Raw genomic sequence first — 24,810 nt, forward strand, 5'->3', positions numbered from 1 at the left:
CCCCTTGCGGGTGATCGACTCGACCGCCTTTACGTCCTCCGGGTCCTTTGATGTCCTGTACTGCCGGTCCCTCGGCGTGCCTTGCCGCTCCGACGCATCCGTTCCGAGAACATCTGGTCTAGGAGGTTGCTATTAGGTGTCAGAATTTATGAGTCGTTTGATCTTCGCCCGGTGGTCTGGCGTGTTGCTGGTGTTGGTGGTTGCGCTCATGGGCTGCGCGAGTCCCCGGAGCGATGGATCGGATGCCGCCGCGGCCGGGTCGATCGCTGCGGAGGCGCAGGCCCGCGCGGAGCAGGCGCGGGTCATGGATCTCAATCGCCAGCTCACACTGGCGGCCACGTCGCAATCCTCGAACCTCTCCACTCACGACTATCGTCTGGGTCCGGGCGATGTCATCAAGATCGAGGCCCCTCAGGCGCCGGAGATCAATAGTCTCAGCGTGCGCATCACGGGTCCGGGCACCGTGAATCTGCCCCTGGTCGGGGAGGTTCGCTTGGGCGGTCTTACCACCGCCCAAGCCGAGCAGTCACTGATGCAGAGCCTGAGCAAGTACATCCATTCGCCCCAGGTTGCGATCTTCATCAACGAATATGCCTCGCAGGAGGTGACGGTGACGGGTGCCGTCGGAAGACCCGGCGTTTATCCGATGCAGCGTCCACGAACCCTCTTCGAGGTGCTCTCCATGGCCGGAGGCTTGGCGCCGAATGCGGGTTCGACCGTGAGTGTGCGCACCGGGGTACCCGATCCGCAAACCGGCCAGGTCGCGACCCATAATCTTATCGTCGACCTGCGCGACCTGGTGAAGGATCCGAGCGCGCAGGCATTGGCGCTGCGCGGGGGCGACAGCGTCTATGTCCCCGAGGCCGGCGTCTTCTTCGTCGAGGGTGCGGTTGCCAAGTCAGGATCTTTCCCGCTGCGCCCGGACATGACCGTCCTGAAGGCGATCGCCATGGCGGGGGGGACGGACTGGACCTCGGTCGAGAAGAATATCCGGGTGATCCGCCACGACGGGACCGGATCGCCGCGGGAGCTTCCGGTCGATCTGGTGGCGATCCGCGACCTCGGGCAGGAGGACATGCGTCTCCAGGACGGCGACGTGGTGGTGGTCGACACCAACTATGCCAAGAAGGGCGCCGTTGTCATGTGGAATCAGGCTCTTAGGGTGCTCTCGTTGGGCATTCTTTATCAGTAGGCCACCCGAAACAGGATGATCGCGTGAAACCATTGCCGCCGCCCAGTCCATCCGCCTCGGCGCGGGTCCCTCAGTTGCGCCAGCCGGATCGGTTGGCGACCTACGAGCCGCCGCATTACCCGGAGGCGGTCGACGACGACGGTCTCGATCTGCGCGAACTCTGGCGGATCGCGCTCAAGTATCGGCGCACCATCCTGCTGTTCGCCGCCATCGTCATCGTGACCGTGGTGTCCGCGACCCTGATCATGCGCCCGATGTATCGGGCCACGACGGTGCTCGAGGTCTCGCCGAAGAGTGAGGGAATCGTTCAATTCCAGAACGTTCAGAGCACCCAACAAGACTCGGCCACCTTCCAGCGTACCCAGATCGAGATCATCAAGAGCCGAGTCGTCGCCGAGGCCGTGGTGAAGCGGTTGAATCTCGGCGAGCACCCGGCCTTCAACGGCGAGCTTCGGCAACGCGATCTCGCGGCCGGGCTCCGCGAGATCTCCGGGATGCTGCTTCATCCGCTGAAAGACGGCTTATCCGCGCTCTTCGGCGGGGCAGAGGATCAGGCCGCGGACGCCGATGGGCTCGGGAGCAATGCGACCCCGCCCGAGGACGCCGAGTTGCGTGCCCTCGTGGGCCAGGTCCAACGTGGGCTCACGGTGAACCCGATCCGCGCCTCCAATCTGATCGAGATCAGTTTCGAGAGCCTCGATCGTCACCTCGCGGCCACGGTGACCAACGCGGTTGCCGATGCCTATCTCGCGCTCAGTGCTCGCAAGCGATTCGAACTCTCGAGCGGTGCCGAGTCCTATCTAAAGGCCGAAATCGAGGACCTACAGGGCAAGCTCGAGACCTCCGAAAAGGATCTTTACGCCTTCGCGCGCCAAAATCAGGTCGTGGATCTGGAGGACCGCAACAACATCATCTCGACCCGTCTGACCGAGCTCAACATGAACCTCTCCAAGGTGAAGGGGGAGAGGATTGCGGCCGAGTCGCTCTACCAGCAGTTGGCGCAGGCGAACGTCGACAGTCTGCCGACCGTCCTGCAGGATAGCCGTATCACGGATCTCAGGGGGCAACTCTCCAGCCTGCGCGCCGAGTATGCGCGTTTGGGCCAGACCTACACCTCCGAGTACCCGCGTATGCAGGAGCTGCGGCGTCAGATGGACGATATTCGCGTGACCCTGGAGAAGGAGCTCGGCAATCTCGTGGAGAGTCTGGAGGTGAATTTCCGCCAGCTCACCGATCGCGAGGAGCGGCTGACCCTGGCGGTCGAGCAGCAGAAGCAGGATCTCCTGGAGCTCCAGGATCGCGCGGTGCAATACAACATCCTCAAGCGCGAATGGGAAACCAACAGCCAGCTCTACAGCGGTCTGCTCGAACGCATGAAGGAGGTCGGAGTCGCCGCCGGCATGGAGCGGGACACGGCCTCGGTGATCGACCGTGCGCTCGTGCCCTATGGTCCTTTCGCGCCCAGTCTCAGTCGTAATCTCGCGATCGCGACCGTGCTGGGTCTGATGGGCGGGATCGGTCTCGCGCTGCTCCTGAATCTTCTCGACAACAGTGTCCGAGACCCCGAGGAGGTGGAGCGCTTGGTGCATCTGGCCAGTCTCGGTTTGTTGCCGCGCGTGGATCCCAAGGGGACAGCACCCGCCGTGCCGATCGAGCTGATGGCCCATCTGCAACGCGACCAGGGTCTCTCCGAGGCGTTTCGGTCCATCCGCACCAGCCTCATGTTCGCGACACCCGGGGGTGCACCGAAGGTGCTGATGATCACCAGTGCCGTGCCGGGCGAAGGCAAGAGCACCGCCGCGACCAGTCTGAGCATCGTCCTGGCGCAGACCGGTGCCTCCGTCCTCCTGATCGATGGCGATCTGCGCAAACCGCGTCTCCACAAGATCTTCAGCGTGCCGCGCGGCCCGGGGCTGACGGAGTATCTAGTGCAGGGCGATTCCGACGCCTTTTACTCGACGCCCGTCGAAAATCTGACCCTGATGGTCGCCGGAACGCCGCCTCCGAATCCCGCCGAGCTCCTGAGCTCGGGCGCGACCGATCGCATGCTCGAGGAGATGTCGCGCCGATACGACTACGTCATCATCGACAGCAGCCCCGTCATGGGTCTCGCCGACCCCATCGTGCTTGCGACCAAGGTCAAGGGTGTGCTTTTGGTCTCGGCTGCAGGGGTGGTGAGCCGCGGCGCTCTGCGTGAGGCCGTCAAGCGCTTGCGGGCGGTGGATGCGCCTTTGGTCGGCTCCGTGCTCAACATGGTCGAGCCGCACAGCAGCGAGTACAGCTACTACAACCGTTACTACTACAATTACGGTTCGTCCGCCGAGACGGCCCTGCACCGCGAGGCGGCTTGACCACTTAAACCGCGCCCGGTGCGGTATGCGTCATTTTTTGAAATGGATTGGCCGCGCCAGCTCCGACGACTGCCGGAGCTGGCGCGGTTTAGGTGATTCCCGGAAATCGCCTTGAACCGCCTCGCTGAGACGCGGTTTAGTGTCGGCACGACGGCTATCGAGTCTTTCTGAATCCATCCCCTTCGACAAGGCTTCCGTAACCCGTGTCTCGCGCTCTCGCCCTCGTTGTCTTGACCGTCGTTAGCCTGCTCTGGGCGACGGCCGCCCTTCAGGGTTGGTGGGTGGGTCGCCTGGCGGGCGGGTCGACGCATGGCACTCTCCCCGGCGATGCACTCGTCGACCCTGCGATGCTGCCGATCCCGCCGCGTCTGCCTTGGAGCGGCGGCGACGCCGCACGCGAGTGGGCGCGCCGCCTTCTGCCCCTGTCCGGAGACGCGTCCGAGCCTCGCAAGCTGTTGGAGGTGAGCCTGCGCGAACGCCCCCTCTACGCCCCGACCTGGCTCGACCTGGGCGAGCTGCTCGCCTCGTCGGGCGATCGGGAGGGCGCCGCACGGAGCATCCGCGTCGCACGCGCATTGTGGCCCGAGCGTGCGACCTTGCAGCAGCGCGCCGCCTGGATGCAGGTCGCTTTGGGACCCCCGGACGCGGCACTCGCCGCGCTCATGGACTATTGGGCGGTTGCCCCGCAGGACGGGCTGCGGACATTGGGGCTTGCACGCCGTTTCGAGCCGGCGCCCGAGGCATTGGTCGATGCTGCGGCGCAGGTCTGGTCGAGCGGGCCGCACGACGCCTTGGTGTATCAGCGTGGCCTCCTCGACGTCGCTCGCCGGGCCCGCGATCCGGCGTTGGCGCAGGCCCTCTGGGCTCGGCTCGACGATGAGAGTCGCGCCCTGGAGGACCTCCTGTTTCCCTACCTGCAAATCCTCGCGGCCCAAGGGCGTCACGCGCAGGCCGATGCGGTTTGGGAGGATGCGCTCGGTGAGCCGCCGGGACTCGTCAACGGCCGCTTCGAGGAGCCGCTTGTTCCGCTCGGTCCCGACTTCAGGCCCGGTTGGGCCACGCCCGGCTGGCGCTACAACGCGAGCGGCGACGGTTTCAGGATCGGCGTCGAAGGGCCGCAGGGCGATGCTGAATACAGCAGTCTGCGCATCGACTTTCTCGGCACCGCGAATGTCGACCTCGCTCAACCCAGCCAGATCATGCGCGTGCGGCCGGGCACCTCCTACCGTCTCCACGGCTACTGGGCGGGCGAGGGCATCACGACGCGCTCGGGGGTCTTCGTGGAGCTTTACACCGTTGAGACAAACCCGGTTGTCCGGGTGCGGACCCCCTCGCGCTGGGGAAGCTGGGCTCGGGAGCCCTTTGAGCTCGACATCCAGATTCCGGAAGACGGTCTGCTTGTCGCCGTAAGGGTCCGGCGCACCGCGACCACCGCGCTGGACCGACTCTTGAGCGGGACACTCCGGCTCGATACGCTGGAATTTCAGCCCACGCAACCATGATTCCGGGATGAACGACGACTGGCCACGACATCTGGCGCGGACCCTGGTGTCCGGTAGGGCCACTGCCACGCTCGAGCAACAGCTCGATGCGCTCCTCATCTGGCTGGGCAACCCGGACAACCCGAACGTCGCTGTCCTCGACGAGGCAATCGCAGGCACGGGGCTCACGCGTTTGGAAGCCGCGGGCCGTGCCTACGACATCCTGGATCGTTTTCTCTTCGCCGTGCCGAACGGGTCTCCCGAACAGATCCTCGGCCTGCGCGACACGGCCGACCTCGCTGCCGCGAAGCTGCGTTACCGGTGTCTGATCCAGGCCTACCACCCGGATCGCCATCCCGCGCGGGTCCTCGTGCACAACGAGCGCACCGAGCAGATCAACATCGCCTATGCTGCCTTCGAGCGTGGCGTGCGCGAATCGGCGTCGCGCGGCGCCGCGGCGCCCCACCCCGGCTCGACGCGAAAAACGCCCCGCGCTCGTCGGCGTCGACCTCCGAAACAGGTCGATCCCTACCCCTTGGGTGCAGCACCGTCGCGCCAAGTATTCGGGGCGCGGCTGCGCCGATGGCTGGGTGGTGCCGAGTCCTTCCAAGCACGTTTTTTCGTCGGCCTGATCCTGCTCTGCGCCTTGCTGCTGGCATCGCTGCTCTACCCCGAGCCGGCTCCGCAAAGGCTTTTGGCGAGGCTCGATGTGCCGGCGCTGCCGGCGTCCGAGGCACGGTTCGACGGCGTCGAGCGAGCGCAAGCCCCGTCGGATGCTGCGGAGCTGCGCCTCGTTGCGCGGCCGACGGCGATCGCCCCGGTACAGACGCCGCCCCGCCTGCTCGCTGTATCGCCCCCGTCGCTGCTCGGTCAATCCCGATCCGAAGCGGCAAGCCTCCCCGATGTACCGGCTCTGCCGGTCCGGATCGCGCCGATTCCCCCGGTGCAGGCGATCGAGCACGCGCCAGCTCTGACCCGCTCGTCGGATTCTTCCACCGACCCGTCCATCGCCCCGTCCATCGCAGAGTTTGACGCGACGATGCACGCGTCGGCGGCAACACCCGTGATCCCGCCGGTTGCGATGACCAAAACGGCCGAGGATCCTACCGGCCTCGCCGCAACCGAAAGGGCGCGTCGGATCAGTCCGCCGGCGAGCGCCGCAGCGCCGGCATCGGCGCGAGCGAATGCCTCCCCCGACGCGCCCGTCCAGCCGCTTCGCAATCGCCCCCCTTCGGTCGACGAGACATCGATCAAGGCGGCCGCCAAGACGTCTCCCGCTGCGGACACGTCCAAGGGCGCTCCATCGCCACCGGGCAGATCGTTCTCCCCGGCACCCGAGTCCTCCAAGGCGGTGGGCTGCGAACCGATAGCCGGTGCACTGGATCGCTTCCGCCGGGCTTACAATCAAGGTTCACTCGAGATCCTCATGGCCCTCTACAGTCCGGATGCGCAAGAGAACGAGACGCGCGGCTGGTCGGGGATCCGCCGGCTCTACCTGCGTTGGTTCGATGAAACCAGCGATCGCCGAATCACTTTTTCCGGCATCCGCATCGTTCCGGAAGGAAAAAAGCGTTGCGGCGCGCGGGCGGGGTTCAGCGTGAGCTATCGCGACACCCAGGGCCGCAGCGTCGAACGCACAGGCACCATCGCCATCCTGTTCGACGGCCGCGGGGAGGACGCTCGGATTGTACGGATCTCGTATTAAACCGCCCCGGTGCGGTATGCGTCATTTGTTGCAATGGCTTGGCCGCGCCGGCTCCGACGACGGTCGGAGCCGGCGCGGTTTAACGTCTTTCCAGCGGCGGATACGGATCTGCGCTTAGGTGATTGACGGGAAAGGATCGACTTTTCCCTTACGCCGTAAATTCCAGGTAAACAATCACAGAGTTTGTCGTTGTCGTTGTCGTTGTCGTTGTCGTTGTTGTCGTTGTTGTCGTTGTTGTCGTTGTTGTTGTTGTTACGGTAATCGTTGTCGTAATCGAAGCCGAAGCCGAAGCCGAAGCCGAAGCCGAAGCCGAAGTGAACCTCGATCATCGTTTCGGCCACATCGGCAGTATCCAAGTCGCCGACCGCGACCGCCCGGGTACGCCGACTTCAGTCGGCCCCCGGGGAGGCGGACTTCAGTCCGCCGTGCCGGCCCACTCGGGCGGCTGAAGTCGCCCGCCCCCGGGGCCGACTGAAGTCGGCGTACCGGGGGCCGACTGAAGTCGGCGTACCTGGGTGCCGACTGAAGTCGGCGTACCTGGGTCTGGGGCCGAAGTTTTGCGTTCGGTCGGGGAATACAAGAGGGATGGGCGAGAGGATGACCAAAGCCTCGTTGTCGTGGTCGTTGCTGTCTGGAATCCGATTACGACAACGACTACAACGACAACGACAACGACAACGACAACGACAACGACAACGACAACGACAACAACGTCAGCAACAGCAACGAACAGAGCCTTCGACCACTTTTCCTGGTTCCGGCTCTGCCGGTAGTTCCTGTTCCGGAAATCAGCTTGAATGCAGCGCAGCGTCAACAAGACCCTCCCAGCGGGTCGATCATTGCGTATTCGCAATAATAATTCACGACTTGTGGTTTTTCCCTGAACACGGTTAAATGCCGACGATGTGTTCCGGGGACCTGATCCCCGTCGCCGCGAGGACGGGATCGAAACGGAGTATTCGAGGCTATTGATGGGCGGGTTCTTGGAAACGTGTTGAAGGATTTAGCAAGGAGACGGATATGGTCGCGCATGTGCTGAAGGCGGTTCCCGGATGCACGCAGGAGTGCATCCGGTGATGGCGATTCTGGACATGGTTGTCGCGTTTCTCATCTGCAGCGTCGTTCTCGCTGCACTCTACCCCCTGGCGCCCATGATCGGCTTGATGGATCACCCGGGCGAACGTCGCAAGGTCCACCGCAATTCCGTTCCGCCGATCGGCGGGATCGCGATCTTTTCGGGTCTCGCCGCGAGCACCCTGCTCGCTTTGCCGTTCACCGCGCCGCATCTCTACGGGATGGCCGGTGCCGCGCTCCTGGTGGTGGTCGGTGCCTTTGACGACCGCTTCGGTCTCGGTCCGAGGGTGCGCCTCGTGGCCCAAGTCGCTGCAGCACTGTTGCTGACCCTCGGGTGCGGTGTCACGCTCACCTCGCTCGGTAATCTCCTGGGCTTCGGACCGATCGACCTCGGAGTGTTTTCGGTGCCTTTCACGGTGTTTGCGATGGTCGGCGTCATCAACGCCGTCAACATGATCGACGGCATCGATGGCTTGGCCGGCGGTCTGATCCTGATCGCGCTCGGAACGCTGCTGCTCCTCGCACCCGAGATCGGACCGATCCAGATCCTGTTGCTTACCACGATCGCGGCGCTGATTCCTTATTTGGTCTGCAATCTGGAGCTTTTCGGCGTGACCGGGCGCAAGATCTTCCTCGGCGACGCGGGCAGCCTCCTGCTGGGCTACATCCTGGTCTGGGCCTTGGTCGATGCCGCAGGGCCGTCCGGGAGCATCGATCCGGTGACGGCACTCTGGCTCGTCGCCATCCCGCTGATGGATACCCTGCGCGTGATGGGTCGGCGGATCCTGCAAGGGGTCTCTCCCTTCAGTGCGGATGCCGGGCATCTCCACCACTTCCTATCCCGCGTCTTCCACAGTACACGCAAGGCCCTGCTCGTGATGCTGGCCACCGCGATCCTGTTGACCGGAGTCGGTGTCTTCGGCCTTCTGAATCAGATCGGGGAAACGGTCATGTTCTACGCGGCCTTGTCGATCTTCGTCGCTTACCTGCTGGTTGCGCGCTACGTGCACAGTCTGTCGCAGGCATTGGAGCAGCAAAGCCGACAGATGGTCGGTGAGGCGACCTGATCGAGGCGCGATAAGATGAACGGCGAGACCGGCGTGGAAGCCGCGCCCCAATGGTATCTGGTGCAATCCAAGCCGCGGCAGGCCGAGCGTGCCGAGGTGAATCTCGTCCAGCAGGGCTACAGGGTCTTTCACCCGCAATGGATGGTCGAACGTATCTATCGCGGGCGGCGCGTGGTGGTCGAGGAGTCGCTTTTCCCCAACTATCTGTTCATCTCCCTGCGTCGTTGGGTCGACAACTGGTATCCGTTGCGCTCCACTCGCGGTGTCGCACGCCTGGTTGCCTTCGGCCGCGAGCCCTTACCCGTCCAAGACGCCATGATCGCGGAGATTCAGCGTCGTCTCGACGTCCGTACCCTGCAGTCCGAACTCTGTCCGGGGCAGAAGGTCGAGATCATCGAAGGCCCCTTCCGCGGGCTTGAAGCCATCTTCAACGTCCACCAAGGCGAGCGCCGAGCCCAACTCCTGATCGAGCTGCTGCATCGCGAAGTCACCCTGACGATACCCATCGCAGACATCCGCCGCTCCGCCTGAGCCCTCGGTGATCACCCACGCCCCATCCCCGGGAATCCCGCCCGCCATGCGGGCTGCCGCGCGGGACGGGTAGGGTGTAACCTGTCGTCTCGGCGGATCGACGACGGCTTCACGAGGACAATCGAATGCAGATCGCTCTTTTCGGCGCGACCGGGGGAACCGGACGCCAGGTTTTGGATCAAGCGCTTGCGCAGGGACACGACGTCTCGGCGCTGGTGCGCGACCCCTCGAAGCTTGCGGAGCAGACAGGATTGACCTTGGTCGTTGGGGATGTCCTGGATCAGGCTGCGACAACGCGCTGCATCCAAGGTGCCGACGCCGTGATCTGCGTGCTGGGCTCGCGCGGGAGCCGAGAACCGATCGAGGCGATCGGCACTCGAACCATTCTCGACGCCATGGGCGAAACCGGTGTGCGCCGTCTCGTGGCGGTGACCTCGCTGGGCGTCGGAGAGAGTCGCGAGCAGATCGGCTGGGCGTTCCGCGTCATCATGGACCTGACATTGAAACCGATCATGATGGCCAAGGAAGAGCAGGAGAGGCTCATCAAGGCGAGCGGGCTCGACTGGACCATCGTGCGCCCCGGCGGATTGACCGATGGTCCCCGCACCGGCGCTTACCGTTTCGGCCGCGACCGTTCGATCAAAGGCGGGCGCATCAGCCGCGCCGACGTGGCTGATTTCGTGTTGCGCCAGTTGACCGACCCGACCTTCATTCACCAGACACCCGCGGTGAGCTGACCGCAGGAGCACACGATGTCCGAGAAACCCGTCGCCGTCGTCACCGGCGCCAATCGCGGCCTGGGCCTTGAAACCAGCCGTCGACTGGCGGCCCTGGGCTATACCGTGATCCTCACCGCCCGGCGCGAGCAAGAGGGCCACGCCGCCGCGCAGTCCCTGGCGTCGGCGGGTGGGGATGTCCGCTTTCAAGCGCTGGACGTGACCGATGAAGCATCCGTTCAGGCCCTCGCCGAAACGGTTCGCGGCATCGGGCGGCTGGACGTCTTGGTCAACAACGCCGGAATCGTCCCCGATCCCAAGCCCGGAACAGAGGAGGCCAGCGTCTTTGTGGCAGACCTCGAGACGGTGCGCCGCGGGATGGAGACCAATGCCCTGGCGCCGCTAAGGCTCTGCCAGGTGTTGATCCCCTTGATGAACGGCCGAGGCCGCGTGGTCAATGTGTCGTCCGGAATGGGCCAGCTCGACGAGATGAACGGCTGCTGCCCGGGCTACCGACTCTCCAAGGTCTCGCTCAATGCACTCACCCGGATCTTCGCCGACGAGTTGCGCGACACGGGCGTGAAGGTCAACGCGGTCTGTCCGGGCTGGGTCCGCACGAACTTGGGCGGCGAACGAGCACCCCTGTCGGTCGAGGAAGGGGCGGAGGGCATCGTCTGGGCGGCGACGCTGCCGGATGACGGGCCGAGCGGCGGCTTTTTCCGGCATGGAGAGCCGATTCCCTGGTGAACCGCGCCCGGCGCGGTATGCGATGTTTTTTGGATGGGATCGGCCCGGGCAGACTTGACGATTTCACGTTGTGTTCAGCGTCGGGGGCTTCCTCGATCCTGGCGAGACGCGGTTTAGCCCGGGCTCGGCGATCCGGTCCGTCGGTGTTCACCGCACGAGGCGCCGGGCCATCAGACCCTACTGAAACCGGTCATCCGATCGGTGGCTGGAGACCGCCGAGGTGACGTTCTCGAACCAGCCGGTGCGCACGTCTTTCGGCGTGTCGAACGCCGGGACATAGGGTTTGATGTCCAAGAGCGGGGTTCCGTCGAGAATATCCACGTTCGTGATGAACAGCACACTGCCCTCGATCTTGTCCAATCGCACGACCGACAAGCCGATCGCGTTCGGGCGTTTGGGTGCGCGGGTCGCGAACAGCCCGCGCGGCTCCCGATCCAGAAACGGGATCGGTCGAAGCGTGAATCCGCGGCTGTGGTGAAAGTGGTAGAGCAGGATCAGGTGCGAGAAGCCGTCGAGATCCTTCAGGCCCTCTCGGTATGCCTCGAGCATCTCGATCGTTCCCTGGATGCCGAGCGCACCGGTCGGTTGAATCGGCATCTCTGTGGGCTCCGCAAACGGAGAGTGGATGGTGCCGATCGGCGTGTATTCGATAGTCATAAATCCTCGATGACGGTGACCGTGTCTACCTGAGCGGCCTGATTTAAACCGTGTCCAGCGGCGTAGGATGGGTAGAGCCTCGGCGAAACCCATCCTTCAAACCGCTACGCTGCCGGGTTTCGGTCCGATGCCTTTGGCGCGGGTTGGATGGGTTTCGCTTCGCTCTACCCATCCTACGTGTTTCGGGTGTTTTTGAATGGTGTCCAGTCGATACCTTTTGGTCGCCTGGTGCCGTCGCCCCACGGCGAACCGATATCGACCGCTCGGGACGCGATTCAGAAGCCGAGGCCGATGCCGCCGCCGATGCCACCGAAGCCTCCGCTGCCGAATCCGATCCCGAGATAAGGTCTCAGGCGCGGCGTCCATCCGCCGCCGTCGTCGCCGGCCTCGTCGGGCCAGAGGCGCACCACGCTGTCCTCCAAGACCGGAAAACGGTAGCTTGCTTCGCCGACCTGACCGTCGCGCACGCCTGCGATGCGGCCGGTGACCGTGATACGGCGGCCGGGGCGATAGTCCGATGGCTCCAAGAAGCCGGTTTGGCTGGCAATGAACCGACCGATGGGTTGTCCGCTTGTCGTCGGTTTCCCGCAGCGATCGAGCCGGTAGCCGATCGTCTCGATCTCGGTCTCTCGGGGGAGGTTGCGGGTGGCGGCGATCACGCCTCCCCAGGTGACGACGGCGCCTTCGCCTTGACCGAGCGCGCCGACGCCCTCGGGCGTCAGTCCCGAGGCGCCGACCGGTTCGACGCAGCCTTGCCGGCTTGCACAGCCGCCGAGCACGGCGAGCACGAGGAGAAGCCCTGCGAGCATCCATAGCGTCCGCCCGGCGGCGCTTCCGCGCGCGGACAGGCGTCTTTTCGGCCGGGATCGCGTCGGCCAAGCCGGGCTTGATCGTGGGTGTGTGCTCATCTGTGCGTCACCTCAATACCAGGGGCCGTACCAGGGACCCGACCAAGGCCCGTACCAGGGGCCGTACCAAGGTCGATACCAGGGATAGTCGTACGGCGACGGGGTGGCGACGGTCGGCGGGTCCGGCCAGAGATACCAGACATCGCCCGCGACGACCGGATAGGGGTAGGGGTATTCGCCGACATCGCGGGTTTCTATCCGAACCAGCGGGCCGACCACCGTCAAACGACGTTGTTTCGGATACTCCGCGGGGTCCTTGAAGCCGGGTAGCTCGACGATGAAGCGACCCTGGCCGCGGGCGGCGTCGGGCTCGCCGCTCCTGTTCAGGGTGCGGGCGAGGATCTCGATCCGTGTGGAGTCCGGCGCGTTGTGCACGTTCAGGATGTTCCCGCCCCAGCGCACGCGTTGTCCGATGAAGGTCTCCGGCCGTTGCTGGACCTCGGTCACGGCGGGCGAGGGCAGTGCCGAGTCGCGGATCGCCTCGGGCACGCGGCCGGTGGCGCATCCGCCGAGCACGAGCAGGGCGAGGCCGGCGATCCGGAGTCTGCGCAGGCGGGACATCAGGTCCCGGGCCGAACCCTGGTCGGCCATCCGAGCCGAAACCGCATCGGGAGGCCCCTCGGAGCCGGTCGCGCCCCCGGCGTCACGGATGGCTGGTTCTGGCCGAGCCGGAGCGGCGCTCACGGTAGACCTCCAGCTCGTCGGCCGAAAGTGGCCGGGCCTCATCCTCCAACATCACCGGGATATCGTCGCGAATCGGATAGGCAAGCTGCGCCGAGATCGAGATCAGCTCCCCGCGCGCCTTGTCGAAGATCAGCGGACCCTTGGTGATCGGGCAGACGAGGATGTCGAGCAATTGTTTGTCCAGCATGTGGATCTCCGTAAGGCTGTAATGAAACCGTGTCCCCACTGAGGGTCGTGGATGCAGCACACGTCGAGCGCATTGGAACGCGAGCATTTCGCTCCGGACGCGGTTTAGGTCGATCCTTGATTCTACCGCTCCGGAAGGACACACAACCAGCAGTGGTTGTCCGCGATGCGTTGAAAAGCCGACGGTGTCCCTGCATCTCCCGGAAACAAACGCGTGTTGCCGAACGTAGCGCTCTAAACCGCGTCCAGAGCGCGATGCTCACTTTTGAGTGAGTTCGACGTCTGCTGCACCCGCTGCTGTTAGCGGGGACGCGGTTTAGAATAATATATATTTCAATGTCTTGGGCGATTTCTTGAGAATCTTGACCCCGACCACAGTAAACTTGTCGCCTCGAACGACGTTTCCCGACCCACTGTGGGTCGGACTTGAGTCCGACCCGGCGGTTTCGCCATCCTGATGCGTTCTTGTCGGGCTGAAGCCCGACCCGCAATGGGTCTGTCGTACCCCGGAAATCGCCTTAAACCGCGCCAACTCCAGAGGTCGTGAAATCCGCCGGGGCCGATCCCGTTCCAAAACATCTAATCCGCGCTCGATGTCGGCCGATCCGCCGCGTGGGGATCCGCCCCGATCGTTTTTCAGCCCGAGATCCTATGCCTCCTTCAGACACAACCCCCGTCGGGCAGAAGCGCGAGCGCATCCTCGGCGTGATGATCGCTCCGGTGGTCGCTCCGGTGATCGTTGCCGTGATTGCCGTGTGTCTGTTGGCAGCCGGACTTCTGAAGCTCGAGTCCGCCACTCATGGGCTGTCGATCGTCCAGGTGCGCGAGGCCGGCGTGCCCATGACCCTCTATCGCCCCGCAGGAGAGGCGCCTGCCCCGGTCGTGGTCATCGCGCACGGGTTTGCCGGGTCTCGTCAGATGATGCAGGCGTACGCGGTCACCTTGGCGCGTAATGGCTATATCGCCGTCACCTTCGATTTTCCGGGACATGGGCGCAACGCCACGCCGTTCGTTGCCGACCTGGAAGACCAGGCAACGCGCTTGCGCATACTGACGGATGCGCTTGAGCCCGCGGTGGCTCTGGGCTTGCGGCAGCCCGGAGCGGACGGCCGCCTGGCCTTGCTCGGGCATTCGATGGCGGGTGACGTCCTGGTGCGTTTCGCCCAGTCCGCCCAGTCCGCCGAGTCCTCCCAGTCCTCCCAGTCCGCCGATATGCCGGTTGCCGCCTCCGTGCTCGTTTCGCCCTATCTCTCGACAGACACGGACACGGCATCCCTGCGCAATCTGCTCTTCGTCTACGGTGATCTGGAGCCCGAGATGCTCCATGGGCAAGGGCGGGCGGCGATCGCCGAGGCGACGGGGAGCGAGGTGGAGGCGGGACAGACCTACGGCGATCCGGGCGACGGCAGTGCGCGGCGTCTGGTGCTCGCGCCCGGCGTCGAGCACATCGGGGTGTTGTATGCCGAGCGTGCACTGGCCGAGTCGCTGGCGTGGCTGGACGCGGCCTTTGCGCGCAGCGGAAGCGGCTTCCTCGACCGGCGCGGAGCGGGCCTGGGGCTTCTCTTTCTCGGGATCCTCGCACTCGCGTGGCCCTTGTCCCGACTCCTGCCTCGGGTGGCCGACCGGCCCCTCGGCGCGGGCCTGAGCTGGCGGCGGTTGCTGCCGGTCGCCATCGCGCCGGCCGTGTTGACGCCGCTCGTCCTGTGGCGTGTCCCGAGCGATTTCCTCTCGATCATGCTTGGGGACTATCTGGCGCTCCACTTCGGGGTCTACGGCATCCTGACCGCAATCGGCGTGTGGTTGATGCGCCCGGCGGTGCCGGCTCCGCACGGATCGGTAAGCCGATCGGCGACGGCGATCGCGATCCTCGCGGCCTCGGTCTATGCGACACTCGCGTTTGCCGTGCCGACGGATCGGTTCGTGACCGCCTTGATTCCGGGTTTGGAGCGTCTGCACCTGGTGCTTGCGATCTTTGCCGGCACACTCGTCTATTGTCTCGCGGACGAGTGGGCGACTCGTGGATCCGGTGCGGCACGGGGCGGATATTGGTTGACCAAACTCCTGTTTCTATTCTCGCTGCTCGCCGCGGTGGCGCTGAATCTCAACGAATTGTTCTTTCTGGTCATCATTGTGCCGGCGATACTGGTGCTGTTCTTGATCTACGGCCTCCTGAGCGGTTGGGTGTACCGTCGCACCCGCCATCCGGCCGTCGCCGCCGTTGCGAATGCGATTGCATTCGCGTGCGCCGTTGCTGTCACCTTTCCGCTCGTCGCGGTTCGATGACCCCAATAACCCTGTTTATAGCGTGGACGCTGGCCCTGCCGACAGGCCGGTGCCGGATCTTTTTTTGATCCGGCGCAGACTACTCTTGGGTTGTCGTTTCGCGTAAACTACCAAAAGCGCTATGGTTTACTGGAGCTGCGACATCGACCGCAGCCTGTACCATAGGTCACTACAAGAGCATCCGGCCGCCCGGCCGAACTGCCTCGAACCACCAAATTTGTTACCTATCGACCGGAGGAGTCTTAACATGGTCGCATTCGCCGAATTACACGCGCAGAACCACAAGATTACGGAGCTCTCGAATGTCTTTCTCTATTTGGTTCGAGACCGCTCGATGTGCGATACGGATGTCACCTGCGACGTCTTCTTTGATCTGACCAATCGCGTCAAGGAACATATGGAGCTTGTCGATCGGGAGATCTGCAGCCAGCTCATCTCTAATCCGGATCAGAAGGTCAAGAACACTGCGAATCGTTTTCTTTCCGGATCGACCGAGATCAAACGAATCTTCAATTCCTATGTGAAGCAGTGGTGTTCGCAGAAGCGTCGTTCCTTGACCATCGATGATCACCCTTCGTTTCTGCAGGATACCGAGCAGATGTTCGCGCTGGTGATGGACCGCATTCAGCGCGAGACGGAGCATCTCTATCCGCTGATCCGCAAGCTCGAAGGGTCGGATAAGAAGGTGGCGTAGCGGGGGGTGATTTCGGCCGGTATCCGGTCGCGTGTGCGCTCGGGTTGATATCCGGCCGGGCATGCTCGGAAAACCGGTAGAGGCGAATTTACGCGCCCCTACACGCCGGTGGATCCTGTTCCGGAAATCGGCCGGAGACAAAAAACATACCAAACACGTAGGATGGGTAGAGCGAAGCGAAACCCATCCTCCAAAACTCTGCGTTGCCGCCTCTGCGTTGCCGGGTTTCGCCTGATGCCTTTGGTGCGGGCTGGATGGGTTTCGCTGTCGCTCTACCCATCCTACCGGTGCGGTCAGCAACGTGGCCGGGTCAATGAGCGAGGACCAAGGTCGCGAAGCGGCGTGCCCCCGGGAGGTGTCGCCGCTTCGCGACGACCGTTGGCGTCACTGCCGACCGATCGTCTGCGCAGTTGGGATGTCGATTCCCGGAAATCGCCTAAGTGGTTTACTGTCTTTGAGAATCGTCACTCGCTTTGGCGTAAGGACGCGATCCAGTCTTTTTGGGCCTCGCGTCGGCGTCGTTGTTCGAGTGCCGATCGGATCTTCTGCCGAGCCTGGTCGAAGTCTACTGAACTTGCCGGCTCGATACGCTCGCAGAGCAGCAGATGAAAGCCAAGGTCGGACTCCAGGGGTCCGCTCACGTCTCCCGCCTGCAATCCGAAGAGGCATTTGTCCAACTGCGGGAAGAGTTGGCCGGGTCTCACGAGTCCGAGGTTGCCGTCCTCTGTTGCCGTCGGGCACTCGGAATGCCGACGGGCCAGCTCGCCGAACCGCTCGAGATGGCCCTTCAGCTCGGCCGCGATCCGTTCGATCCGTGCGAGCGCTGCGTCGCGGGCGTTCTCTGGATAATCGTCGTTGACGGTGATGAGGATGTGGCGGGCGGCGCGGCGCTCAGGGGTCTGGAAACGCTCGCGATGCAGCTCGTAGAAGAGCCGCTCCTCGATCTCGGTGATCGGCTCGGCATAGGCGCCGACCCGCTGCATGACGGCGTCGAAGGTCAGCTCGCGTTGGAGGGCGCGGCGCATGACGTCCTCGGCTAGACCGTTGCGCGCCATGTCCTCTTCGAAGGCGTCCGTGTCGGGATAACGGCCCCGCAGCTCCTGCAGCGCCTCCTCGATCCGCTGCTCCGGCACGACCGCATCCAGCGCCTCGCACGAGGAGAGCACCAGGCTTTCCAGATCGAATGTCCGGCGTGCCTGGCTTTCGACCTCGGCCATACGCTGCGCATCCAAGCCGACCAGATCGCATTGAAACCGCTCGATGGCCGCGCGCAGCAGGTGATAGCGATATTCGTCGTCCATTGACGCGACCGGTGCGACCGGCGGTTGTCGAAGAGATGTCGTGGTCACGGCGCTTCGGCCTCCCGCTCCGGCGTGTCCGGTGTCACGCCTTCGGTGGGGGCGGACTCGATCAATGCGGATTCGGGTACCTGCAGCGTCGGCCTATCCGCGAAATGAACCTCGTAGACGACTCCGGCCGGATGATCGCGCAGGACACGCATGACCTCGCCGATCTCGCCGGCCTCGACCAAGACCTTGCCCTGAATCCCGAGCGGCATGCGGCTGGCGACCTTCTCGCGTGCCTCGAAGCGGCTCGGCGTCCAGGGTGCCGCGGCGGCTTGAAGCTCCTCCTCGCGGCAGCCCACGACCAGGTCATGCTCCAGAAAATGCACCGAGTAGATGATCTGGTCTTGAAGAAAGGTCCCGATGTCGCGCACGAATCCGGTGCTGCCGCGCCGGATCAAGAGGTTTCCGGTTTGGCGCCCCGGAAAGGTGCCGTCGTTGCGCACGTTGCGCACGACGCGCACCTCGTCGCCATAGTCAAAGCCGGGCCGCATTGGGCATCTGCTCCGTCAGGTCGCTGAGCGCGACCCGCACGCTCTTGGGCTCGTTCATTCGAAAGACGCGGAAGACCTTCTCGGTGGCGGCATCCGAGACCACGAAATCGTGATAGGCCGATTCGAGGAGATCCGCATACAGGGCGCGACGGGCAATCCCCGAATCGGGCATCTCGTCGACCTGCTCCAGATAATCGTGGAAGCGCTGAAGGATATGCAGACGATTGACATGCACCACGGCGGGATCGAAATCGATCTCGAAGTAGGTCAGAAAGTCCTCGGCGCTGGAGAGCTCCTCGAGGTCGAGGTCGAATTCATTGTCGGTCATGGTCGTCTCCTTCATTAACGTCACGGTGGCATGATTGAGTCGCGGGCCTTTTCATAAAACCGGCCGGTAGGGTGGACGAGCGAGAGCGAAGTCCACCGAGCCCTGCGCCGGCGCTGGTGGACTGCGCTGCGCTTGTCCACCCTACCGATCCGATCCGATCCGATCGGCGACGTGGCTGTTCGAATCTCTGAAAAATCCTTTCAATCCTAAATCGCGTCCGGCGCAGACCAACCGGGGTGCACCGGGCGTCAGGGTAAGCGCGACATCGACCATTGCACAGGACGCGATTTAGCCCTTGAAGTACCGCACATTCCCCCCCGCGCCCTCGAGCGCGGATCGCGTCACCGCAGACCGCGCCATGGCATGCAGCTCGCCGATGCCGAGCCGATCGCTGGTGTCGACCTCGGCGATCTTTTCGAAGCGTTTCAGTGCCCCTGCTGCATCGCCGAGGCGAAACAGGAGGTATCCCGAGCCCTTGAGCGCCAGCAAGAGGAATCGCGTCAGGCTCATCGAGATCAGCACGGACTGCCCGAGATCGGACTCGCGCAGGTCGCGCCAGTCGGTCGGCAGGTCGAGCCGGGCCGCGGTGAGTGCGATCGCACGCTCGGCGGTGATGAGGGCCTCGCGGTATCTATGTCGGTAGTAGAAATAGCGATAGAGCGCGACCAGAACCGTGAGGTGCTCGGGCTGGAGGAAATAGGCGAGCAGCAGGCGATCCTCGGCGGTGTCTTCGCCGTAGCCCTCCGCGGCCTCCTCGAGGAGTCGCTCCACCTCCGGCGAGACGGGCTCGTCGAAGTACATGGCCTCGCCGTCGAAATCCAAGAAATCCATAAGGCGTCTCCTCTCCGGCCTACTGGACCCGGACGGCCCAAGGATTGCCGATCTCGGCGAGGAAGCCCATCAGCTCCGGTGCCTCGGGCGCGCGTTTGCTCTCGGTCGCAAAGCGCCGGACCAAGGGCAGCAGCCGGTCGGCATCGTCGAGACCCAGCTCGCAGCGCAAGAGATCGGCATAGGCTTGGCGGACCGCGTGGCGGCCGGAATGCTTGCCCAGCACCAGGTGATGCCGACGCCCGACCTCGGCCGGATCGATGCCTTGATAGTTCCGCGGATCCTTCAGGAGCCCGTCGACATGGATCCCGGACTCATGGGTAAAGGCACCGTCTCCAACCAGGCTCTTGTGCCAGGCGACCGGTTTGCCGGAGGCCCGCGCGACCAGCCCGGAGAGCTCCGCGAAGGTGTGCAGGTCGATCCCGCTGTCGATGCCGTGGATGTGCTTGAGCCCCATCACCACCTCTTCCAGCGCGGCGTTGCCGGCGCGCTCGCCGAGCCCGTGGACGGTGGTGTTCAGATGCGTCGCGCCCCCGCGCACCGCCGCCAGGCTGTTGGCGGTGGCCAGCCCGAGGTCGTCGTGGGCGTGCATCTCGATCTCGATGTCCACGATGGCGCGCAGGTCCCGCATGCGCTCGTAGATCGCGAAGGGATCCATCAGGCCGACCGTGTCGGCGAAGCGAAAGCGACGGGCCCCGGCGTTCTGGGCGGCCTCCGCGGCGAGCCAGAGCAGCTCCGGATCGGCGCGCGAGGCGTCCTCGGCACCGACGCAGACCTCGAGCCCCATGTCCAGAGCGACCGCGACCTGGTGTTGGATCTGCGCGATGACCCAGGCGCGGTCGCGTCCGAGCTTGTGGGTGATCTGCTGATCGGAGACCGGGATGGACAGATCCACCATGTCGACGCCCAGATCACGGCACTGTGCGATATCGCCGGGGCGCATCCGGGTCCAGACCATCAGGCGTGCGCGCAGCCCAAGCGCGGCGACGGCGCGGATCGACTCGCGCTCCTCGTCTCCCATTGCCGGGATGCCGACCTCGAGCTCGGGCACGCCGAGCGCATCGAGACCGCGGGCGATCGCGAGTTTTTCATCGATCGAGAAGGCGACGCCGGCGGACTGCTCGCCGTCGCGCAGCGTGGTGTCGTTGATCGTGACCTGTCGGGTGATCTGTTGCGGTTCCATGCCCGGTTCCTCGAAGGACGTTTGAATTCTTTTCTAAGCAAACACCGGGCCATTTGATATTAGTCTGCATGAACAGAGTCTTGCGCGTATCCGGGTCTCGCAATGGAGCCTTTGCGACAGCGCCCTGCCGGGGTGCTGTCGCAGATTCAACGGCATTGCCGCACCCCGGACCGCGAAAGCCTTTGCGCCGGTCGCGCCTTTGCGGTTCCAATAGTCGGCGACATTTCAACGAGCGGAGTGCGGATGACCGAACGATCGACCCTCGCCGGGGGCGCCACCCTCGCCATCACGGGCTCCGGCGGCAGCGGAGCGGTCACGGCGGGGCTCATCCTGCTCGCCGCCGTCGGGCGCGCCGGCTATTACGGTCTGCTCGGCCGCTCGGCCGGTCCGCAGATTCGCGGCGGTGAGTCCGCGGCCATGCTGCGCTTCGGGACGCAGCCGATCGAGTGCATGGGCGATTGCTTCGACCTGCTTGTCGGTCTGGACTGGGAGAACGTCGCCCGCTTTGCCGACGAGCTGCCGCTGGATCGCAACAGTCTCATCCTCACGGACGCGCAGGCCGAGCCGATCCCCGAGATTCTCCTGCGCTCGGGCGCGCAGGTGCGCAGCCTGCCCTGGAAGGCGCTCGCCGATGCCCAGACCGAGGGGCGCGTGAACATGGTCGCGCTCGGCATGGTCGGCGCGATGCTCGGTCTGCCGCTGGATGCGCTCGAAGCAGGCGCGCGTGCGACGCTCGGCGGCAAGAGTGCTCGGGTGTTGAGCCACTCGCTCGATTGCGTCCGCTCCGGCTATGCCGCCGCCGACGCCTCGAGCGTGCCCTCATCGGCAAGCGCCCCGGCCGTCGCGCGCTGGAACATCAGCGGCAACGAGGCGGCGGGACTGGGTGCGGTGCGCGGCGGGGTGCGGTTCGTCGCGGCCTATCCCATCACCCCGGCGAGCGAGGTGTTGGAATGGCTCGCGCCCCGCTTGGAGCTGCTCGGCGGCTCCTTGCTCCAGGCCGAGGACGAGCTGGCCTCGATCAACATGATCATCGGCAGCTCCTTCGGCGGCGTGCCCTCGCTGACGGCGACCTCCGGCCCGGGCTTAAGCCTGATGGTCGAAGGCTTGGGTCTGGCGGTGGCGAGCGAGACCCCGGTCGTGGTGGTCAACGTTCAGCGCGGCGGTCCTTCGACGGGCATCCCGACCAAGTCCGAGCAGTCCGATCTGAACATTGCACTCCACGGACTGCACGGGGACGCCCCGCATCTGGTCCTGGCCGCCTTGGGGATCCGCGATTGCGTCGACACGGTTGAATGGGCGGTCGGTCTGGCCGAGCACCTGCAGACGGTCGCGATCGTGCTGTCGGATCAGATGCTGGGCCAGTCGCGCGCGATCATCGACCCGCCCGGCGACCGGCCGTTCGGGGCAGGGCAGAGGCCGCATCTGCAACGCCTGATCGCGCAGGAGGCGGACCCCGATCATCGTCGCTATCGGCCGACGCCGGACGGCGTCTCGCCGATGGCGCTCCCCGGACTGGCGGGCGGGATGTATACGGGCGAGGGTCTGGAGCACGGCCCGGGCGGCGCGCCTTCGAGTCGTGCGATCGACCACGCCGAGCAGCTCGAGAAGCGTCTGCGTAAGCTGACCGGATTCGACTACGGGCCGGGTTGGGCCGAGATCCGGGGCGAGGGCGACCATTTGCTTCTGACCTGGGGTTCCTCCGCGGGTCCGGTCTTCGAGGCCGCGCAGCGTCTGCGTGACGCGGGGATTCCGACGCGGGCGATCGCCCTGCGCCTGCTCGCACCGCTGCAACGCGAGGCGTTGCTCGAAGCGATCGGCTCGGCCGGCTCGATCCTGGTCGTGGAGCAAAACCAGACCGCACAATGCTTCGCCTATCTCCATTCACAACGCGCGCTCCCGACGCATGCCCGGTCTTTTGCCCGACCCGGCCCTCTGCCGTTGCGACCCGCCGAGATCATGCGCGCGCTGACCGAGCGTCATGAGCGCCAGGAGACTTGAGATGGATGTTGCCGGTATCACCCCGACCCTCCGAGCCAAGGACTACAAGTCCGATGTCGCACCCGTCTGGTGTCCCGGCTGCGGACACTTCGCGGTGCTGTCCGCCGTCACCAAGGCGCTGGCGCATCTGAAGCTCGCCAAGGAGCGCGTCGCCATGATCTCCGGCATCGGCTGCTCGTCGCGCTTGCCGGCCTATGTCGATGCCTACGGCTTCCACGGCATTCACGGCCGCGCGCTGCCGATCGCCTCGGGGCTCAAGGCGGCCCGGCCTGACCTCACCGTGATCGTGGCCGGCGGCGACGGCGACGGCTTCTCGATCGGGGGGAACCACTTTCTGCACGCCTGCCGACGCAACATGGACCTGACCTACATCGTCATGGACAACGAGGTCTACGGCATGACCAAGGGCCAGGCCTCGCCGACCACACAGCCGGATTGGGCCAAGAGCAAGCTCACGCCGCACGGCACCGGCATGCGCCCCTTCCTGCCCACGGCGATCGCGCTCGCGGCCGGTGCGAGCTTCATCGCCCGTGGTTTCGCGGGTGATCCCAACGGATTGACCAAGCTGCTGGTGGAGGCGATCGAGCATCCCGGATTCGCCTTTCTGCAGGTCTTGAGTCCCTGCCAGACCTTCCGCCCGGAGCAGAAGGAGTGGAAGCACCTGGTCCACCCGAGCGACATGGCGCCGACCGACGATCCGGTCGAGGCCGCCCGCTTTATCCAGGCCGACGACGGCATGGCGCTCGGCCTGCTCTATGTCCGGCGGCTCCCGGTCTGGCAGCCGCAAAACCAGGCGACCGCGACCACCGCGGATCTGGAACGGGAGTTTGCCTTATGAGCACGCCATCGAGCACGCCATCGACGCAGCGGATCGAGTCCGTCGCCGAGTTCTTGGTGCATGCGCTCGAGCTCGAGCACGAATCCGCCGAGCGTTATCGCCAGCTCGCCGAGTCCATGACCGTGCACCACAACCACACGGTCGCCGCTGTTTTTCGACTCCTCGCCGACATGAGCGCCGCACATGCCTCCGAGGTGACAGCCCGCGCCGAGGGCCTCCGGCTCCCCGAGATCGCCCCCTGGGACTTCAAATGGGCCTGCCCCGGCAGCCCCGAGGTCGATTGCGACGACTTCGACGTCAGCTATTTGATGACCCCGCTTCAAGCCTTGGAGCTGGCGCTCTTCAACGAGATCCGCGGTCGCGATTTCTATGCCTTCGTCGCCACCGACTCACCGCAGCCGCGGGTCCGCGCGCTCGCTGCGGAGATGGCCGCCGAGGAGAACGAGCACGTCGAGCTGGTCGCCACCTGGGTCGAGCGCGAGCGCCTGGCCCCGACCCGGACGCCCGAAGATCTGGATCCGCCCAATCAGTTGGGCTGAAGTCCGACCCTCGGGATTAAACCGCGCCCGGTGCGGTATGCGTCATTCGTTGGAATGGCTTGGCCGCACCGGCTCCGACGACTGTCGGATCTGGCGCGGTTTAAGTTATTAAGAAAATTAGATTTTAAACCGCGTCTCGGCAAGATCGAGGAAGCCCCCGACTCTGAACACCATGTGAAAACGACGTATTTCGCTCTGGACGCGGTTTAAGACCATCCTTTTTTTCCGGTTCGAAGCGGAGTGCCTGGTCGGTACGCGAGAGCAGGCCGAGAATCGGCTCGACGAGAGCGAGAGAGAAGCGGGCAAGGGTGCGGGGTGATCAACCCGCCGCCGAGCCCCGCCGACAACCCCCGCAGTTGATACGAACGCAATTGGAGGGCAACGCACGTGAAGATGTTTGGAATCGATGTGTTGAATCGACGCTTCAACTCGGTATTGCCGGTCGCGATGCTCACGGCAATGAGCGCGGGGGCTGCGTTGGCGACGACTGTCGGGAACATGCCGGCTCGTCCACTCGACGCATTCCTCTCCGGCTTGGATGCGCAATGCACCGCCAGTGCGCAATTCGATGCATTTCTTCGGGCACTAAGAGAGCATGAAGGCGAGGTGTATCGTTTGACGCCTGCGGCGGCGAAAGCAGTTCTCGACGCGCCGATTCGATCCGCGATCGGTGATATTCGGATCGTCGAAGAGACAGGTGAGTATCAACTGATCGAGGTGGATGTGACGGGAACCTGGCGTGAGGTTCCCGTGGAATCCATCCAATTCTGGCTTGGAAAGTCCAACGGGATTGCGGGCACGGCCGTGATCTTTTCGCCCCCGAGTGAACCGGCATTGAAGGTCTTCCAGACGCGGATCGAGACATCGGCGACACAGATGGCCGACGATCCCGACAACGATATCGAGGCGTCGACGGGTCTCAAGGTCGAAGACGGCAGAGCCCAGATGTGGTGTGACTGGTCGACTTGATTGGTTTGCGATGC

24 protein-coding genes are annotated in these 24,810 nt (G+C 64.5%); 14 read left to right on the forward strand and 10 right to left on the reverse strand.

The annotated features are described in order from the left end of the window. Positions 1–148 precede the first annotated feature (148 nt). The 4 genes from BDD21_RS13390 (at position 149) to BDD21_RS13405 (ending at position 6,729) form a co-directional block, all read left to right on the forward strand. The gene (locus tag BDD21_RS13390; RefSeq protein WP_120797578.1) at positions 149–1,192 is read left to right on the forward strand and encodes a polysaccharide biosynthesis/export family protein; all 1,044 of its coding nucleotides are present in this window, start codon (positions 149–151) and stop codon (positions 1,190–1,192) included. 23 nt (positions 1,193–1,215) lie between these two features. Continuing rightward, positions 1,216–3,543 (forward strand): GumC family protein, encoded by a 2,328-nt coding sequence (locus tag BDD21_RS13395; RefSeq protein WP_120797579.1) that lies wholly within the window; start codon positions 1,216–1,218, stop codon positions 3,541–3,543. A 203-nt stretch (positions 3,544–3,746) separates the two neighbouring features. Beyond that, positions 3,747–5,045, forward strand: a complete 1,299-nt coding sequence (locus BDD21_RS13400) for a tetratricopeptide repeat protein (protein ID WP_120797580.1) — start codon at positions 3,747–3,749, stop codon at positions 5,043–5,045. A gap of 7 nt (positions 5,046–5,052) precedes the next feature. Then, positions 5,053–6,729: a hypothetical protein gene (locus tag BDD21_RS13405; protein ID WP_120797581.1), complete on the forward strand. Its 1,677-nt coding sequence runs from the start codon at positions 5,053–5,055 to the stop codon at positions 6,727–6,729. Here BDD21_RS13405 and BDD21_RS28280 read toward each other — a convergent pair. After that, positions 6,726–7,085 (reverse strand): hypothetical protein, encoded by a 360-nt coding sequence (locus BDD21_RS28280; RefSeq protein ID WP_211335050.1) that lies wholly within the window; start codon positions 7,083–7,085, stop codon positions 6,726–6,728. The two genes, BDD21_RS13405 and BDD21_RS28280, sit on opposite strands and share 4 nt — an antisense overlap. A 720-nt stretch (positions 7,086–7,805) precedes the next feature. Between BDD21_RS28280 and BDD21_RS13420 the strand changes: the two genes are divergently transcribed. The 4 genes from BDD21_RS13420 to BDD21_RS13435 all read left to right on the forward strand — a co-directional run bounded on the left by BDD21_RS13420 (position 7,806) and on the right by BDD21_RS13435 (position 10,864). Next, the gene (locus tag BDD21_RS13420) at positions 7,806–8,870 is read left to right on the forward strand and encodes an undecaprenyl-phosphate alpha-N-acetylglucosaminyl 1-phosphate transferase (RefSeq protein ID WP_120797582.1); all 1,065 of its coding nucleotides are present in this window, start codon (positions 7,806–7,808) and stop codon (positions 8,868–8,870) included. Between the two features lie 15 nt (positions 8,871–8,885). Next, entirely contained in the window at positions 8,886–9,401 is a 516-nt protein-coding gene (rfaH, locus tag BDD21_RS13425; protein WP_120797583.1) for a transcription/translation regulatory transformer protein RfaH, read from the forward strand. Positions 9,402–9,526: 125 nt separating this feature from the next. Then, positions 9,527–10,138, forward strand: a complete 612-nt coding sequence (locus BDD21_RS13430; protein WP_120797584.1) for an NAD(P)-dependent oxidoreductase — start codon at positions 9,527–9,529, stop codon at positions 10,136–10,138. A 15-nt stretch (positions 10,139–10,153) separates the two neighbouring features. Next, positions 10,154–10,864 carry an SDR family oxidoreductase gene (locus BDD21_RS13435; protein WP_120797585.1) on the forward strand — a complete coding sequence of 237 codons (711 nt, stop codon included), beginning with the start codon at positions 10,154–10,156 and terminating at the stop codon, positions 10,862–10,864. A 177-nt stretch (positions 10,865–11,041) separates the two neighbouring features. Here the strand turns inward: BDD21_RS13435 and tsaA are convergent, their stop codons facing one another. From tsaA to BDD21_RS13455, 4 genes are all read right to left on the reverse strand, one after another. Beyond that, on the reverse strand, positions 11,042–11,521 hold the full coding sequence (gene tsaA, locus BDD21_RS13440) for a tRNA (N6-threonylcarbamoyladenosine(37)-N6)-methyltransferase TrmO (RefSeq protein WP_120797586.1): 480 nt from the start codon (positions 11,519–11,521) through the stop codon (positions 11,042–11,044). Positions 11,522–11,796: 275 nt separating this feature from the next. After that, positions 11,797–12,330, reverse strand: coding sequence for a Slp family lipoprotein (locus BDD21_RS13445; protein ID WP_170164750.1), 534 nt, complete (start codon positions 12,328–12,330; stop codon positions 11,797–11,799). 111 nt (positions 12,331–12,441) lie between these two features. Beyond that, positions 12,442–13,020, reverse strand: a complete 579-nt coding sequence (locus tag BDD21_RS13450) for a Slp family lipoprotein (protein ID WP_245969590.1) — start codon at positions 13,018–13,020, stop codon at positions 12,442–12,444. A gap of 52 nt (positions 13,021–13,072) precedes the next feature. After that, complete coding sequence (locus tag BDD21_RS13455) at positions 13,073–13,297, reverse strand: Trm112 family protein (protein ID WP_120799916.1); 225 nt, start codon at positions 13,295–13,297, stop codon at positions 13,073–13,075. A 653-nt stretch (positions 13,298–13,950) separates the two neighbouring features. On the opposite strand from BDD21_RS13455, the gene BDD21_RS13460 reads away from it, so the two are divergent. Both BDD21_RS13460 and BDD21_RS13465 read left to right on the forward strand, forming a co-directional pair. Then, the gene (locus BDD21_RS13460) at positions 13,951–15,582 is read left to right on the forward strand and encodes an alpha/beta hydrolase family protein (RefSeq protein ID WP_120797588.1); all 1,632 of its coding nucleotides are present in this window, start codon (positions 13,951–13,953) and stop codon (positions 15,580–15,582) included. Positions 15,583–15,829: 247 nt separating this feature from the next. Further along, a complete protein-coding gene (locus BDD21_RS13465) occupies positions 15,830–16,276 on the forward strand; it encodes a hypothetical protein (protein ID WP_120797589.1) in 447 nt (148 codons plus the stop codon). A 464-nt stretch (positions 16,277–16,740) separates the two neighbouring features. On the opposite strand, the gene nifM is transcribed toward BDD21_RS13465, so the two are convergent. The 5 genes from nifM to nifV all read right to left on the reverse strand — a co-directional run bounded on the left by nifM (position 16,741) and on the right by nifV (position 20,452). Beyond that, complete coding sequence (nifM, locus tag BDD21_RS13470) at positions 16,741–17,577, reverse strand: nitrogen fixation protein NifM (protein WP_245969591.1); 837 nt, start codon at positions 17,575–17,577, stop codon at positions 16,741–16,743. A 44-nt stretch (positions 17,578–17,621) separates the two neighbouring features. Next, complete coding sequence (locus BDD21_RS13475) at positions 17,622–18,113, reverse strand: nitrogen fixation protein NifZ (RefSeq protein ID WP_120797591.1); 492 nt, start codon at positions 18,111–18,113, stop codon at positions 17,622–17,624. Next, positions 18,097–18,441 (reverse strand): nitrogenase-stabilizing/protective protein NifW, encoded by a 345-nt coding sequence (gene nifW, locus BDD21_RS13480; protein ID WP_120797592.1) that lies wholly within the window; start codon positions 18,439–18,441, stop codon positions 18,097–18,099. Before nifW ends, BDD21_RS13475 begins: the two co-directional genes overlap by 17 nt. A 288-nt stretch (positions 18,442–18,729) precedes the next feature. After that, on the reverse strand, positions 18,730–19,272 hold the full coding sequence (locus BDD21_RS13485) for a hypothetical protein (RefSeq protein ID WP_120797593.1): 543 nt from the start codon (positions 19,270–19,272) through the stop codon (positions 18,730–18,732). Positions 19,273–19,291: 19 nt separating this feature from the next. Continuing rightward, positions 19,292–20,452: a homocitrate synthase gene (nifV, locus tag BDD21_RS13490; RefSeq protein ID WP_120797594.1), complete on the reverse strand. Its 1,161-nt coding sequence runs from the start codon at positions 20,450–20,452 to the stop codon at positions 19,292–19,294. 243 nt (positions 20,453–20,695) lie between these two features. Between nifV and BDD21_RS13495 the strand changes: the two genes are divergently transcribed. From BDD21_RS13495 to BDD21_RS13510, 4 genes are all read left to right on the forward strand, one after another. After that, entirely contained in the window at positions 20,696–22,450 is a 1,755-nt protein-coding gene (locus BDD21_RS13495; protein ID WP_120797595.1) for a 2-oxoacid:acceptor oxidoreductase subunit alpha, read from the forward strand. A gap of 1 nt (position 22,451) precedes the next feature. Next, complete coding sequence (locus BDD21_RS13500; protein WP_120797596.1) at positions 22,452–23,288, forward strand: 2-oxoacid:ferredoxin oxidoreductase subunit beta; 837 nt, start codon at positions 22,452–22,454, stop codon at positions 23,286–23,288. After that, complete coding sequence (locus tag BDD21_RS13505; protein WP_120797597.1) at positions 23,285–23,827, forward strand: ferritin-like domain-containing protein; 543 nt, start codon at positions 23,285–23,287, stop codon at positions 23,825–23,827. Before BDD21_RS13500 ends, BDD21_RS13505 begins: the two co-directional genes overlap by 4 nt. Before the next feature lie 411 nt (positions 23,828–24,238). Continuing rightward, positions 24,239–24,796, forward strand: a complete 558-nt coding sequence (locus BDD21_RS13510; protein WP_147431076.1) for a hypothetical protein — start codon at positions 24,239–24,241, stop codon at positions 24,794–24,796. Positions 24,797–24,810: the final 14 nt, after the last annotated feature.

It is taken from the genome of Thiocapsa rosea (assembly GCF_003634315.1).
Classification (GTDB): domain Bacteria; phylum Pseudomonadota; class Gammaproteobacteria; order Chromatiales; family Chromatiaceae; genus Thiocapsa; species Thiocapsa rosea.